The organism is Flagellimonas profundi (assembly GCF_017313275.1).
In the GTDB taxonomy this organism is placed as follows: Bacteria; Bacteroidota; Bacteroidia; order Flavobacteriales; family Flavobacteriaceae; genus Flagellimonas; species Flagellimonas profundi.
On sequence record NZ_JAFLNM010000002.1, the window covers coordinates 373,433 to 388,163 of the forward strand.

A 14,731-nucleotide genomic window follows, 5' to 3' on the forward strand; every position below is an offset into this window, starting at 1 on the left:
AAAAGATATGGTGGACAATAATCAACTATTAAGATTTACTACAGCAGGAAGCGTAGATGACGGGAAAAGTACCCTAATAGGACGCCTTTTGTACGACTCAAAATCCATCTTTGAAGATCAACTGGAGGCCATAGAAACCACCAGTAAGAAAAAGGGCCACGAAGGAGTGGATCTTGCCTTGTTTACAGATGGATTAAGAGATGAACGCGAACAGGGAATTACCATTGATGTGGCCTATCGTTATTTTACTACCCCAAAACGAAAGTTCATTATAGCCGATACGCCCGGACATATCCAGTATACCCGAAATATGGTCACTGGGGCTTCCACGGCAAATGCAGCCATTATTTTGGTGGACGCTAGGCATGGAGTAATTGAACAGACCAAAAGGCATGCTTTTATTGCTTCCTTGTTGCAAATACCCCACGTGATTGTTTGTATCAACAAAATGGATCTGGTAGATTATTCGGAAGAGGCTTATAACGAAGTGATATCACAGTTTGAAGAATTTTCATCCAAACTTCTGGTTAAGGATATTCGTTTTATTCCGATTAGTGCCTTGTTGGGGGACAATGTAGTAAACCGGTCCAAAAATATGGATTGGTATCAAGGAGCACCATTACTCCATACCCTAGAGACGATGCATATAAGCAGCGACATCAACAAAGTGGATGCCAGATTCCCGGTGCAAACCGTTTTAAGGCCCCAAAGCGATGAATTTAGAGATTATCGCGGCTATGCAGGACGAATGGCCAGTGGTGTACTAAGAAAAGGCGATGAGATTACCGTAATGCCTTCTGGGTTTACTTCAAAGATTAAATCCATCGACATATTTTCTGGAGAGGTAGAAGAAGCATTTGCACCTATGTCCGTTTCCATAACCCTTGAAGATGATATTGATATCAGTAGGGGTGATATGATTGTTCGCTCCAACAACAAGCCGGAAGCTCAGCAAGATATCGAGGTGATGCTTTGTTGGTTGAACAATAGTCCCGCAAAACCAAGGGCAAAATACACCATCAAGCATACCTCAAATGAGCAGAAAGCAATGATCAAGGAGGTTTTGTATAAAATTGACATCAACACTTTGAACCGTAGTTCCGACGACACCGATATGGCGATGAACGATATTTCGAAAGTACGGATCAGAACCACCAAGCCATTGATGGTGGACCCTTATCGTGAGAACAGGACCACGGGAAGCATTATTTTGATTGATGATGCGACTAATGAGACAGTTGCGGCAGGAATGGTTGTTTGACCCGTCCAAGTAGCTACACATAGGGGCAAGGGGCTGCTATTGTCAATGCAAAAACCAAATAAATCATATTCATTAACCGCCCTTTATGGCTAATCTATCGGGTCTTTTCAAGAATATAAATAACCTACCACCACGGGTGGTCAATAGTGGAAGGGTTTTTATGCTTAGGGTTTTTGGAATGGCCCTTTCCTACGCAGCCATTATATATATTTCCAATGTCTATGGAGCCGAGGCTTTTGGAAGATACTCATTATCAGTTACTTTATGGCAATTGTTGATTTTAGTATTTTCTCTGGGAATTCCTCAAGCCATATTAAAGATAACAGCGGATAAGTACAATTATGATAAGGTGCCTCGAAGCAATTATTTGTCCAAGGCGGTGAAAACATTATTGGTCTCTGCTTTGGGATGTTCTTTGGCACTTTTTTTTTTAAAAGAATGGTTGGCCATATCCGTTTTTAATGACCCTAATTTAATACGCTATTTTAAATATATTTCCCTATTTGTAATATGGGGTGTTTTCCATTCCTTTTTAACTGAATTTTTGAGGGGAAAACAAGATTTTATAAAATACGGCCTGTTTGTATATGTATTGCCCTATTTGCTATTATTGGCATTCATGTACCTATTTAAAACTAGTGGTTTTCAAGAAAGCAGCACCATTCTTTCTTTTTTATTGGCATTTGGGGTTTTGGCCATCATATTGTTGTTTTATTTCCCAAAATCAAAAGCCACAAAAGACTATCCATCTAAAAACCTCTTTGCCCTATCATTTCCCATGTTGTTTAGTGCAGCATTCATGTTTATTTCCAATTGGACCGATATATTTATGCTAGGGGCCATGGTTTCTAAAAAGGATGTTGGAATATACAATGCTGCATACAAACTTGCCACGATTGCTTTGATCATAATAAACGCGGTGAATACGGTGTTAGCGCCAAAAATATCTGAATTGTATGGCAAAAACCAACTGGGACTCATCGGAAAAGAAGTTCAGAAAGGGACTAAGTTAATTGTTATTTTCACGATTCCTATTGTTGTGGTTTTAATCTTGTTCAGGAAATCACTCTTAGGGTTTTTTGGACCGGAATTTGTAGATTCAGGTCAAGAGGTTCTAATTGTTGTTTCTTTGGGTTTATTGTTCAATGCATTGTCTGGAAGCGTAGGACAGGTCTTGAATATGACCCAACATCAAAAGGAATTAAGAAATTTTACAATTATCAGTGCCATTAGTAATGCATTGCTTAACTATTTTCTGATTAAAAGCTTTGGGATTATTGGAGCGGCGGTTGCAAGCTTGATGTCTAATATGTTATTAAATATACTTTGTGTAATTTTTGTATATAAAAAATATAAGATTTTAACAATTTATAGATTTTGGAGGATTTATGGCAATTAGTGTAATTATAAGAAAAATCAGAAATCGGCTTACCACCTTTGGAAATAGATTGTATTATTACCCATATCTGCATTGTAAAGGGGATAATCTTATTCAGGAGAGAGTTTATATCAGAGGTTTTGGCGAATTCGAAAATCGATTGTCGGTAACATTGGACAGAAGAGCAAAAATAAACCATGATGTAATTTTACAAGGTTCTGGTAAAATCGTTCTTGGGGAGAATAGCTTTATTGGTTCATTTTCTGTCATTGGAGCTAATGAATCAGTTGTAATAGGTAAAAACGTCATGATTGCACAGGGAGTTTCAATTAGAGATACGGACCATAATTTTGACGACTTGCACAAACCTATGCTTAATCAGGGAATAAAAACAAAACCTATATTGATAAAAGATAATGTGTGGATTGGTTATGGTGCCGTAATCACCAAAGGAGTAACTATTCATTCGGGGGCTATTGTGGCGGCAAATGCTGTGGTGACCAAAGATGTTCCAAAGAATACGATTGTAGGAGGAGTACCAGCCAAAATTTTAAAGAGAAGAGAGGAATGATGAATAACATGGGTTTTATCTGCATTGGTGCCCAAAAAGCTGGCACCTCTACACTTCATGATATATTAATGCAACACCCTGATTTAATTTTGCCTGAGCTTAAAGAAACACACCACTTCAGGGATGAGGAGAAGTTTAATCAAGGGAAAAACCACTACTTTGATTATTACTTTAAAAGGAGAAACCAAAATAAACTTTATGGTGAAATAGACCCAGAATATAGTTATTTTGAGAATTCGGCAAATAGGATAAAAGCCTATTTTCCGAACCTTAAAATTATATTTGTTTTACGTAACCCAGTCGATAGAGCCCATTCACATTACTTGATGACCAAAAGAAGAGGTTTGGAAACGCTTTCCTTTGATAAAGCCGTAAAAGTAGAAGAACACAGATTGTCTTCTCATTATAATAGGATACATTTTAGTTATGTTTCTAGAGGCCGCTATTTGGAACAAATCATACGTTTTGAAAACTTATTTGGTGCTGATAATGTTAAAATAGTGCTCTTTGATGATTTTGTAATGAACACGAAATTTATTGTTGATGATATCACCAAATTTATTGGCCTTTCGGAATATGATTATGACTATCAAGTCAAAAGTAACTCAGCCTCTGAATCAAGAAGTAAATTTTTGAGGGATTTTATATACCAGAATAATAAGTTAAAAACGTTAATAGGTAAGGCAATACCTTCAAAAAAGCTCAAAGATATGGTTATGCATAAATTGAGCCAAGCGAACTTGAAACCAGCTAATAAGGAAATATTGAACAATGATTTAAGAAATGATATTTACAACACCTATTTTAAAAATGAATTAGAGAATTTGGAAAATAAAATTGGGATGGATTTATCAAAATGGAAATATTAAAAGCAAGAGTTGATGTTCGTTTCAAAGCCTAATTTTTTAGTGGTTGGAGTTCCCAAAGGAGGAACTTCATCTCTGTTTAATTATTTAAAACAACACCCCGAAATATATTTACCGGAACAAAAGGAATTACATTATTTTTCTTTTGAAGAACTTAAAAAAAACTTGAATGGTCCTGGGGACAAACTTGCATTGTCCAGTGTGTTGAAATCCTTTGATGCATACACCGCTCTCTACAATAATATTGGGGCGCAATCTAAATTAGGTGATGTTTCGCCATCGTACCTGTTTTTTTCAAAATCGGTTATTCCTGCCATTCAGGAAAAGCTGGGAAATCAGGTGAAAATCATAATTACGTTAAGAGATCCCATAGAAAGAGCGTATTCTAATTTTCTGCACCAAAAAAGATTGATGCATGAAAACTTAACCTTTGACCAAGCCTTGCAACAAGAGAAAAAAAGAAAAGAAAAAGGGTTTGGTGATTTTTGGAGGTATTCGGAGCATTCCTTCTATTATGAAAAATGTCAAGCCTATATAAAGGCTTTTGGTGCCGAAAATGTTAAAATTGTTCTGTTTGAAGATATCAAAGAACGCCCAGAAGGCCTTTTAAGTGAACTGTTTGATTTTTTAGGTGTGGATAAAAGCTTTAAAGCAGAAAATTTAAATGTAATTTATAACAAGGGAGGAGTCTATAAAAAGGATGGTTTAACGTCCTTTCTTTTAAAACCGTCTTTTTTAAAATCCATGGTATTAAAATATGGAGGAAGTTTTATATCAAAGAAGTATAAAAGATTTAAAAAAGGGGTTTTGGAAAGGAATACAATCGAAAAACCAAAAATTGAGGAAAGCACCTTGAAATATTTGAAAGAATTGTTCAAGGAAGACGTTAACAATCTAAAAACGTTGGGCGTGGACACCTCACAATGGAAACATTTTGCCAATGATTAACCATAAGGAACTTTCCATCATTATTGTAAACTATAATGGAGCCCAATATCTTGAGGCTTGTATGGATTCAATAAAGAAATGTTGTAAGGGCATAGACTATGAAATAATCATGGTCGATAATAATTCCTCTGACAAAAGCCTGGACATTATAAAAAGGAAATATGCAGAAGAAGTTTGTCTAATAGAAAGCAAAGAAAATTTGGGTTTTGGGAAGGGAAATAATTTGGCGGTGTCAAATAGCAACGCAAAGTGTTTGCTATTGTTGAACAATGACACCATTTTATTGGATAACCTTAAGCCGGCACTTGATTTGTTAGAAGATGAATCCATTGGAGCGGTTGGTATAAAAATGTTAGGGAAGACTAAGGAATATCGACCGTCGACAGGACATTTCCCATCACCTTTGAGATTATTAAAACTTTCTTGGTTGACCTATAAAAAAGAGAAGTTTCAAAAAGGAGAGAGACTGTATGAAGTTGATTGGATAGAGGGATCTTTTCTACTTACCAAAAGATTATTGTGGGATGATTTTGAAGGTTTCGATGATAGGTTCTTTATGTATGTTGAAGATGTCGACCTTTGCAAGGAGATTGCGGAAAGAGAAAAAAGAAGAATCTACTTCCCGGAATTGAAGTATATCCATTTTGGGGGTTTCAATTCCCAAAGAGAGCATTTGTTGATCAAAGGTCACCGAATGTTTGTGAACAAGCATTTTCATGGTTTGTATAGAAAAATGTGTCTATGGACCTTGGGAATAAATGAAGCATATAAAATGAAGGTAAAAAGAATAAATGGTTAGGACCATCTTGTACATACATCAATCAGCTGAACTATACGGATCAGATAAAACATTGCTTTATCTGACTAAAGAGATTAATTTTTTGAAAGACTTTAAGGTAGTGGTGGTGCTGCCAAACAATGGACCTCTAAAGGAAGAGCTAGAACAGTATGGTGTAAAGGTGATCACATCCCCAGTTATTAAAGTTTCACGGAGCATGTTTACGCCCAAAAACCTTTTGCTACTGCCATTAACCATATTTACCGCGATAAAAACTTTAGAGAAAGAACTGGACGGTCTAAAAGTTGACATAGTTCATTCCAATACCCTTGCAGTTTTACTTGGTGCGTTTTATGCCAAAAAAAATAGGATAAGACATATTTGGCATGTGCATGAAATTATTAAAAAGCCAAAGGTAATATATAAGGCCTTCCCTGTTCTGTTGAATTTGTTCAGTGAGGTTGTAGTATACAATTCCCGTGAGACCATGAAGTTTTGGAATGCCAATCGACCAGGTCTAGCACAAAAATCCCATGTAATTTTAAATGGATTAGACAGGTCTATGCCACCAAGCACAAAAGAAGAGGTTGAAAGAATAAGAAAAACACTATTTGGTTTTGGTAAAGATGAAATAGTGGTAGGCCTTATTGGAAGAATAAACCATTGGAAAGGACAAGAACTGATGTTGGAAGCATTCAACCTATTGAAAAAAACCTTCGACAATTTAAAATTAGTATTTGTTGGTTCCGCTTATGAGGGCAAGGAATATTTGGTAACACAGCTGCAAAATAAAATTGAAGAATATAGGTTAAACGACGATTGTAAAATCATCCCTTTTCAAAAGGATATCTGGCCCATTTGGGACAGTTTGGATATTGCTGTGGTTGCGTCCACAGAGCCGGAACCATTTGGATTGGTGGCGGTGGAAGCCATGCTGTCAAAAAAACCCGTTGTTGCTGCGGGACATGGGGGTCTATTGGAGATTGTTGACAATGGAAGAACAGGTTATTTTTTTGAACCCAACAGTATTCAAGACTTAACGGCTAAACTAGCGGATTTAATTGCTGATAAGGAAAGAACACTAAGTTTTGGCGAAAATGGTTTTAAAAAAGCGAGTGTTGATTTTTCTTCTAAAAAGTATGTAGAAAAATTTACTGAACTTTATACCTCCTAAAACCATCATATGCTTAGGATATCCGTTCAAAATTTTTATAAGGGCCTTTTCGTTACAATATTGGTTGCTTTGTACCTGGTAAATTCATTCGAATTCAGCTACATTGTTACCGCTTTGTTTTCTATTTGGTTGTTATTCGGAATTAGGCTAGGTAAATCTGCATTTGAAGTTTTATTTTTATTGACAGCCATTTTTTTAATTGCATTGTTTGGATCATTTTTTCAAAAAACGGTCCCTTTTGAATACTTGAAAGGGGTGCTTTATTTTACCAAACCAATTTTGATGGTTTTATTGGGTTACGGGTTTATCCAAAAAATAGGAAGCAGGGATTTCTTTTTTAAGGTCATCATATATTTTGCTGTGTTCTTGGCAGTTTATCATATTTATTTGGTGGTTATTTGGATATTAGACCACCCACTAAATATCAATAGGCTACGTGTTTATGCAGGTAGAGGCGATGTAATTGAACTATTTGGGTTTATCTTCATTTTTTGCAGGAAAAAATTGCAGATAAATTTTCGTAGAAGAAGTTATGTCAATATAGCTGTAGTGTTGTTGACAATTTCCTTTCTGCTCTATTTTTCTCGTACACAAGCGGTGGCCGCTATTGTTATTATTTCTTCTATTTATGGATATACCAAATTGAACAAAAAAGCGATAATTGTGTTATCCAGCTTTATTGTGCTTGCTGGAGGTTTTTTTTGGTATTTGAATAAGATAGAAATACCAAGAAATGCCGAGGGACTGGAAGGGTTTTTATACAAAATAAAGATTGCCCCAAAAGAAATGTTTTCTACTGATATCGATGTGAACAACAGGGCAGAGTTATGGGATAAATGGAGAAGTTATGAGGCTAAAATGGCAATAGAACAAGTTTTGGAAGATCGGCCGTACATACTTATTTTTGGTAAGGGAATTGGGGCATTGGTTGATTTGAAAGACGATTTTATGCTCAATGGAAAGTTGGAAAGAAAAATCCCGACAATCCACAATGGATATGCTTTTGTTTTTTTTAAGTCGGGAATTTTGGGTCTGTCATTATATCTTTTTGTTGTGCTAATCCTTTATTTAAAAGCATACTCTCTTAAGAGAGCTAATGCTATTTCTATTGTAACAAATAATTTGCTTTCGGGATTTGGTCTTTATTTGATGTTTACGACATTGGTCGTTGCCGGGCTATATAATACAAACAGTACTGTTCCGTTAATCCTGGGTTTTATTTTAGGAGTGGAACATTTGAACAATTTGTCAGTAAATGAAGATAGCGATAATAGGAACTAGGGGCATACCTAATTACCACGGGGGATTTGAACAATTTGCAGAGTACTTTTCTGTATACCTGGCAGAAAAAGGACACGATGTATTTACATATAATTCCATGAAACATCCTTATCAAGAGAATACATATAAAGGAGTTCATATAATTCATTGTAAGGATCCAGAAGATAAAATTGGAACCCCAGGACAGTTTATATATGATCTTAACTGTATTTTGGATGCTAGAAAAAGAAATTTTGACATTATACTCCAATTAGGATATACAAGTAGTTCAATATGGGGCCAACTGTTGCCGAAAAACGCATTGATAATTACCAATATGGACGGACTGGAATGGAAACGTTCTAAATACGCCAAGCCCGTTCAACGGTTTTTAAAATTTGCCGAAAACTTAGCCATTAAATCCAGTGATTATTTAATATCAGATTCTATAGGAATCCAGAATTACCTAAGTAATGAATATAGTGTTCATTCAAAATATATTGCATATGGTGCCAATATATTTGACACTCCAGATGAAAAGGTCTTGGAACAATATAATGTTGAGAAACACAGATATAATTTATTGATTGCGAGGTTTGAACCTGAAAATAACCTTGAAACGATTTTGGATGGCGTAGCTCTAAGTGAGCAAAAGGATGTTTTTCTTGTTGTTGGAAAACATGATGTCAATAAGTTTGGGGCATACCTTAAGGAAAAATATCTCAACTCAAAAAACATTAGATTTATTGGAGGGATCTATAATTTAGAACACCTAAACAATTTAAGATATTATTCCAATTTATATTTTCATGGTCATTCTGTTGGAGGAACAAACCCATCGTTGTTGGAAGCGATGGCATGTAAAACCTTAATAGTTGCCCACGACAATGAGTTCAATAAGGCAATCTTAAAGACAAATGCATTTTATTTCAAAACGGCCCACCATGTCAAAGAATTTCTTGATGGAACTAAAAAAAGTCAGCATGAGGACAAAGCACTGAATTGCCTTTACGATGTTGAACAGCTTTTTAATTGGCCATTGATCAATAAACAATATCTTGATTTTTTTAATGAGTGCAAGAAATAAAGTTGTAAATACCCTCAAAAATCATCAATTGACCCCATATTTATTGGGGCTGATTCTTTCGACTTTATTGTTGGGGTACGTCCTTAGCAGTATCTTTTTGGGAATTTTTGTGTCCTATGTGATTTATAATATTGTAGTGGGCAAATATAAAATGACATTTAACCTGTTCCTTGCAATACCGGTTGCTTTATTTGTTTATTTTTCTTTAACGTATTTCTGGTCTGTTGACAAGGAACAAACGTTAAGAGGTCTAGTACGGTCACTAAGCATATTATTGGTGCCAGTTATGTTTTTTTTCATTCCACGTTTTTCTTTAAAAGACCTTAGCTCCATCTTAAACATTTTTGCTTATACCAATTTAGGATTGGGAGTTTTGTTTTTAATATCCTCGGCCATTAGGTTTTTATCTTCACATAGCTTACATGAATTCTATTATCATGATTTGGTCAGTGTCTTGGAATTAAACGCAATATATGTTTCCGCTATTTTTGCAATTAGTTTTTTTCATTTGCTAAGCAAGGAAACTTCAAGAACAATTGATAAAATAGGAGCGTTGTTTTTATTTCTATTAATTGTTTTAATGGCTTCCAAAAGCATTCTGTTTTTATCTTTCATAGGGCTTCTAATTTTCTTTTTTTGGAAAAAGAGAGAGATTTACTTGAAAAAATATTTGCTATATATTGGCTTTGCTTCGTTAGTTTTGGTTGTCTTTTCTAAGCCAATAATAAACCGAATTTTTGATGAAAAAGGGATGCAGATTCATGAGGTATTGACAAACGAAAAATTCAATAAAATCTATCCATGGACTGGAACCTCGATTAGGATATTGCAATTACGAATTTTAAAGGAACAAATTGAGGAAGAGGGAATTTTTTGGACAGGTTTTGGTCTTGCCGCATCAAATAATAATTTGATTAAAAGACATACTGAATTTAATACGTATTCTGCTTTTCATCATTATAATTACCATAACACCTATGCTCAAAGTTTTTCTGAAACTGGAATTATAGGCCTTTTGTTCTTATTGATTTTTTTAGGACGTAACCTCATTAATGGATTTAAAAGTAAATCCTATGTTTTTTTTATGTCCAGTCTACTAATGATAATTTGGCCTTTAACTGAATCTGTGTTATCAAGGCAGCGCGGAATTTATTTTTTTATAATCTTGATATGTGTTTTTAACCATGTTCGTTATATTCAGAACAAATTAAATGCAGAGTAATAAATTGCTACCCCTGGGTAAAAGGAGAATATTGCCCTAAAAAATCTTGAAGTATACTTTGATTAGGTATTGTTTGGAAAATAGCAAATAGGTTATTATAGGGTATATTTGTTTTTATTTATAGGGTACTAAAAAACATTAATGCTTTTTAAACAACATAGATATTCAAATTTAATTACACCCATTTCCTATTTGATAGATTTGGCAGTTTTGAATATGTTTTTGTATATCTTGCCAATCAACTTCCAAACTCCTGTGTTGATTCATCTGTATATTACTCTGGCCTGGATTGTTATCTCAATAAAAAATGAATTTTACACCATTTACAGATTTTCAAAGGTCACTTATATTATAAGATTGATTTTTGTACAGTTTGTCTTTTTTTTCTTGACACTTTATGCCTTTATTGGCTTCTTCAAACAACCAATAATAAGCAGACTTGCACTCGGCGAATACTTTGTACTTGTTTTTGTCATAATATCAACAATTAAGCTTTTAAGCTATTTCTTGCTGATGGAGTATCGGGAAAAGGTAAAAGGGAACTTGAGAAATGTGGTAATAATCGGGAAAAACAAGAAAACCGACCAGCTCAGAAAAGTTTTTAAAGAAAGAAGTGAGTTTGGCTATAATTTTCAAAAACAATTTTCACCTAAATCAAAAGATTTTGACATCCAGGATTGCTTGGACTATATAATGAGAAATAATATAGATGAAGTTTATTGCTCAATTTCGGAGCTCAAGAACGAGGAAATCACCAAATTCATAAGCTTTGCGGATAACAACTTAAAAACACTCAAGTTTATACCGGACAACAAAAACATCTTTTCAAAAAAGTTAAAGTTCGAGTACTACGATTACATACCTGTGCTTTCTTTGAGGGATATACCGTTGGACAGCCCTATAAATGCTTTCATAAAAAGAAGTTTTGATGTTGTATTTTCTTTAGTGGTCATTATTGGAATATTGTCGTGGCTAACACCAATTTTAGCTTTATTGATTACCCTTGAATCACGTGGCCCTGTATTTTTTAGACAAACCAGAAATGGAATCGATAATAGGGAGTTCTACTGTTATAAGTTCCGTTCCATGGCACCAAACAAAAACGCAGACCATGTACAGGCGACCAAAAATGATATGCGGATTACCAAAATAGGAAAGTTCATTAGAAAGACCAGCATAGATGAACTTCCCCAATTTTACAATGTGTTATTTGGAACCATGTCCGTTGTGGGTCCCCGTCCTCATATGGTAAAGCATACCAATGAATATGCGATTAGTGTGGACAAGTATATGGTGCGCCACTTTGTAAAACCTGGAATAACTGGTTTGGCACAAGTTCGTGGATATCGAGGAGAAATTGAACAGGAAGCCGACATTCAAAATCGAATTAAGTTCGATATTTTTTATATTGAGAACTGGTCTTTGTTCCTCGATATAAAAATTATAGTTCAAACTGTATTTAATGCATTAAAAGGAGAGGCCAAAGCGTATTAAAATCAAATGAAAAAAACACTTATAACCGGAGCAGCTGGATTTTTAGGGTCTCATCTTTGTGATCGTTTTATTGCGGAAGGCCATCATGTCATCGGCATGGACAACCTGATAACCGGTGATCTTAGAAATATAGAACACTTGTTTCACCTTAAACGGTTCGAGTTTTTTCATCATGATGTGACCAAGTTCGTCCATGTTCCGGGTAAAATGGACTATATCCTTCACTTTGCATCACCAGCGAGCCCAATAGATTATTTAAAAATCCCTATCGAGACATTAAAGGTCGGCTCTTTGGGTACGCTGAACCTATTGGGATTGGCCAGGGATCATGGCGCTCGTATTCTGGTAGCTTCAACATCCGAAGTCTATGGGGATCCTTTGGTTCACCCCCAAAGCGAGGATTATTTTGGGAACGTTAGCCCGATTGGTCCACGCGGGGTTTACGATGAGGCCAAGCGCTTTATGGAATCCATTACCATGGCTTATCACAGGCACCATGGATTGGATACCCGAATCGTTCGAATATTCAACACTTACGGCTCCCGAATGCGGTTGAACGATGGTCGTGTGGTCCCTGCTTTTATGGGCCAAGCATTAAGAGGTGAGGATTTGACCGTTTTTGGAGATGGTTCACAATCGCGCTCGTTTACCTATATCGATGACCAAATTGAGGGTATCTACCGCCTTTTGATGAGCGATTATGTGGAACCCATCAATATTGGAAATCCCGATGAGACCACTATTCTCGAATTTGCAGAGGAAATCATCAAACTAACGGGAACCGACCAAAAAATTGTGTTCAAACCCTTGCCTCAAGATGATCCCATGCAACGGCAGCCCGACATTACCCGTGCCAAGGAAATTTTGGGTTGGGAGCCAAAAGTGCATCGTTCCGAAGGACTTAAAAAAGTATATGAATACTTTAAATCGCTTTCCCATGATCAGTTGTGGGAAGCGCACAGAGAGTTTTTACCATAAATCATTCGTCAAATGTTATTTCGAAATGAGGAACGAAGCGATGATTGAGAAATCTGACTTATTATAGATTTTTCACAGACGCTCGAAATGAGAACCATACTCCATTATGATTTAGTGGGAATTTGTGAAATTCGTGTCAAAAAGTAAGCTAAGATCATTTGCGAATAACTCCTAAATTAAATTTGAATTGAGTTATTTTTGCCAAAACGTTGAATCATGAACATCTTGGTCTTGGGTGCTGGCGGTCGCGAACATGCCATTTCCCTCAAAATTTCACAAAGTCCTAAAACCTCCAAATTATTTGTAGCTCCTGGCAATGCAGGTACATCACAAATAGCCACAAATGTTGAGGTAGGGGTAAACGATTTTGAATCCATTAAACAATTGGTGCTGAAAGAAAACATCGATTTGGTAGTGGTTGGACCGGAAGATCCGTTGGTAAATGGAGTGCACGACTTTTTCTTGAATGATGCACAGCTCAAAGCCGTTCCTGTGATCGGTCCGGAAAAAGCAGCTGCAGAACTGGAAGGAAGCAAAGAATTTGCCAAAGAATTTATGATGAGGCACAACATTCCAACTGCAGCCTATCAAAGTTTTACCAGTGAAACATTGGAGGAAGGTTATGCCTTTTTGGAAACGCTCAACCCTCCTTATGTTTTAAAGGCAGATGGACTTGCGGCAGGGAAAGGCGTATTGATTCTTCAAGATTTACAAGAGGCCAAGGATGAGCTCAAATCCATGTTGGTCGATTCCAAATTTGGAAACGCAAGCGCTACGGTGGTCATAGAAGAATTCTTGGACGGTATAGAACTGAGCTGTTTTGTACTTACCGATGGAACAAATTATAAAGTGCTCCCAACGGCGAAAGATTACAAAAGAATCGGAGAAGGGGACACCGGACTCAATACTGGGGGCATGGGCGCCATTTCACCTGTTCCTTTTGCCGATAGGGCATTTATGGACAAGATAGAGCGCAAGATTGCGAAACCGACGGTAGACGGCCTTAAAAAAGATAATTTGCCCTATGTGGGCTTTATCTTTATTGGATTGATAAAAGTCGGGGAGGAACCCAAGGTTATCGAATACAATGTACGTATGGGTGACCCAGAAACAGAAGTTGTAATGCCACGACTAAAAAGTGATTTGGTAGAAGTGCTTCTCGCTATGGCCAATGGAACCTTGGACCAAGTGGACCTTCAAATTGATGAAAGGGCTGCAACAACGGTTATGGCGGTATCAGGCGGTTACCCAGAAGCGTATGAAAAAGGCAAGGAAATCACGGGCACGGAAAATATTGAAGATTCCATTGTTTTCCACGCGGGCACTAAACTGTCAGATGGAAAAGTGGTCACAAACGGAGGGCGCGTAATAGCAGTAACTTCCTTTGGAAAAGACTTTAAGGAAGCACTCAAAACGTCCTATCAAAACATGGAAAAGCTCCACTTTGATGGAATGTATTATCGAAAAGATTTAGGATTTGATCTATAGGTAAGAGTGGGAGCTAATGCTCTTATCTTCCTCGCCACTATCGTTAAAAATTTTCAACTGCTGCATCCAGTATGCTGCGGCAATCAAACCAATAACGAAGAAAATCCAGTTAATGGTGTTGGAACCCCACCAGCTCTGCATAAAGCGGAAAAAATCGTAAGGTGCGAAAAGGTAGTTTACAAATAAGTCCTCTATACCGTAAAAAAACTTGCTCATGTTGGCTATA

At 36.3% G+C, this 14,731-nt stretch carries 14 protein-coding genes; 13 read left to right on the plus strand and 1 reads right to left on the minus strand.

The features are described 5' to 3' along the window. The first annotated feature begins 7 nt into the window (after positions 1-7). From cysN to purD, 13 genes are all read left to right on the plus strand, one after another. On the plus strand, positions 8-1,261 hold the full coding sequence (gene cysN / locus J0654_RS10585) for a sulfate adenylyltransferase subunit CysN (RefSeq protein WP_207029593.1): 1,254 nt from the start codon (positions 8-10) through the stop codon (positions 1,259-1,261). A gap of 160 nt (positions 1,262-1,421) precedes the next feature. Then, positions 1,422-2,660 carry a flippase gene (locus tag J0654_RS10590; RefSeq protein ID WP_262897168.1) on the plus strand — a complete coding sequence of 413 codons (1,239 nt, stop codon included), beginning with the start codon at positions 1,422-1,424 and terminating at the stop codon, positions 2,658-2,660. 151 nt (positions 2,661-2,811) lie between these two features. Then, complete coding sequence (locus tag J0654_RS10595; RefSeq protein WP_207028724.1) at positions 2,812-3,210, plus strand: acyltransferase; 399 nt, start codon at positions 2,812-2,814, stop codon at positions 3,208-3,210. Further along, positions 3,207-4,079: a sulfotransferase family protein gene (locus J0654_RS10600; protein WP_207028726.1), complete on the plus strand. Its 873-nt coding sequence runs from the start codon at positions 3,207-3,209 to the stop codon at positions 4,077-4,079. Before J0654_RS10595 ends, J0654_RS10600 begins: the two co-directional genes overlap by 4 nt. 12 nt (positions 4,080-4,091) lie before the next feature. Further along, entirely contained in the window at positions 4,092-5,024 is a 933-nt protein-coding gene (locus J0654_RS10605) for a sulfotransferase family protein (protein WP_207028728.1), read from the plus strand. Then, complete coding sequence (locus J0654_RS10610; protein ID WP_207028730.1) at positions 5,017-5,823, plus strand: glycosyltransferase family 2 protein; 807 nt, start codon at positions 5,017-5,019, stop codon at positions 5,821-5,823. The genes J0654_RS10605 and J0654_RS10610 overlap by 8 nt, the downstream gene beginning before the upstream one ends. Positions 5,824-5,905: 82 nt before the next feature. Beyond that, entirely contained in the window at positions 5,906-6,976 is a 1,071-nt protein-coding gene (locus J0654_RS10615) for a glycosyltransferase family 4 protein (RefSeq protein ID WP_207028732.1), read from the plus strand. A gap of 366 nt (positions 6,977-7,342) precedes the next feature. After that, the gene (locus J0654_RS10620; RefSeq protein ID WP_207028734.1) at positions 7,343-8,257 is read left to right on the plus strand and encodes an O-antigen ligase family protein; all 915 of its coding nucleotides are present in this window, start codon (positions 7,343-7,345) and stop codon (positions 8,255-8,257) included. After that, positions 8,232-9,323 carry a DUF1972 domain-containing protein gene (locus J0654_RS10625; protein WP_207028735.1) on the plus strand — a complete coding sequence of 364 codons (1,092 nt, stop codon included), beginning with the start codon at positions 8,232-8,234 and terminating at the stop codon, positions 9,321-9,323. The genes J0654_RS10620 and J0654_RS10625 overlap by 26 nt, the downstream gene beginning before the upstream one ends. Then, positions 9,307-10,545, plus strand: a complete 1,239-nt coding sequence (locus tag J0654_RS10630) for an O-antigen ligase family protein (protein WP_207028738.1) — start codon at positions 9,307-9,309, stop codon at positions 10,543-10,545. Before J0654_RS10625 ends, J0654_RS10630 begins: the two co-directional genes overlap by 17 nt. 216 nt (positions 10,546-10,761) lie before the next feature. Next, positions 10,762-12,039 carry an undecaprenyl-phosphate glucose phosphotransferase gene (locus J0654_RS10635; protein WP_313783684.1) on the plus strand — a complete coding sequence of 426 codons (1,278 nt, stop codon included), beginning with the start codon at positions 10,762-10,764 and terminating at the stop codon, positions 12,037-12,039. Positions 12,040-12,045: 6 nt separating this feature from the next. Then, positions 12,046-13,017 carry a UDP-glucuronic acid decarboxylase family protein gene (locus tag J0654_RS10640; RefSeq protein WP_207028749.1) on the plus strand — a complete coding sequence of 324 codons (972 nt, stop codon included), beginning with the start codon at positions 12,046-12,048 and terminating at the stop codon, positions 13,015-13,017. A gap of 216 nt (positions 13,018-13,233) precedes the next feature. Continuing rightward, the gene (gene purD / locus J0654_RS10645) at positions 13,234-14,505 is read left to right on the plus strand and encodes a phosphoribosylamine--glycine ligase (protein WP_207028751.1); all 1,272 of its coding nucleotides are present in this window, start codon (positions 13,234-13,236) and stop codon (positions 14,503-14,505) included. On the opposite strand, the gene J0654_RS10650 is transcribed toward purD, so the two are convergent. Further along, positions 14,500-14,721, minus strand: a complete 222-nt coding sequence (locus tag J0654_RS10650) for a DUF6341 family protein (RefSeq protein WP_207028753.1) — start codon at positions 14,719-14,721, stop codon at positions 14,500-14,502. The genes purD and J0654_RS10650 overlap by 6 nt on opposite strands. Positions 14,722-14,731 lie beyond the last annotated feature (10 nt).

Bases quoted from the DNA above. Each gene is read 5' to 3' on its own strand.
- cysN (WP_207029593.1), top strand. From the start codon at position 8: ATGGTGGACAATAATCAACTATTAAGATTTACTACAGCAGGAAGCGTA.
- J0654_RS10590 (WP_262897168.1), top strand. From the start codon at position 1,422: ATGCTTAGGGTTTTTGGAATGGCCCTTTCCTACGCAGCCATTATATAT.
- J0654_RS10600 (WP_207028726.1), top strand. From the start codon at position 3,207: ATGATGAATAACATGGGTTTTATCTGCATTGGTGCCCAAAAAGCTGGC.
- J0654_RS10605 (WP_207028728.1), top strand. From the start codon at position 4,092: ATGTTCGTTTCAAAGCCTAATTTTTTAGTGGTTGGAGTTCCCAAAGGA.
- J0654_RS10610 (WP_207028730.1), top strand. From the start codon at position 5,017: ATGATTAACCATAAGGAACTTTCCATCATTATTGTAAACTATAATGGA.
- J0654_RS10625 (WP_207028735.1), top strand. From the start codon at position 8,232: ATGAAGATAGCGATAATAGGAACTAGGGGCATACCTAATTACCACGGG.
- J0654_RS10630 (WP_207028738.1), top strand. From the start codon at position 9,307: ATGAGTGCAAGAAATAAAGTTGTAAATACCCTCAAAAATCATCAATTG.
- J0654_RS10635 (WP_313783684.1), top strand. From the start codon at position 10,762: ATGTTTTTGTATATCTTGCCAATCAACTTCCAAACTCCTGTGTTGATT.
- J0654_RS10640 (WP_207028749.1), top strand. From the start codon at position 12,046: ATGAAAAAAACACTTATAACCGGAGCAGCTGGATTTTTAGGGTCTCAT.
- purD (WP_207028751.1), top strand. From the start codon at position 13,234: ATGAACATCTTGGTCTTGGGTGCTGGCGGTCGCGAACATGCCATTTCC.
- J0654_RS10650 (WP_207028753.1), bottom strand. From the start codon at position 14,721: ATGAGCAAGTTTTTTTACGGTATAGAGGACTTATTTGTAAACTACCTT.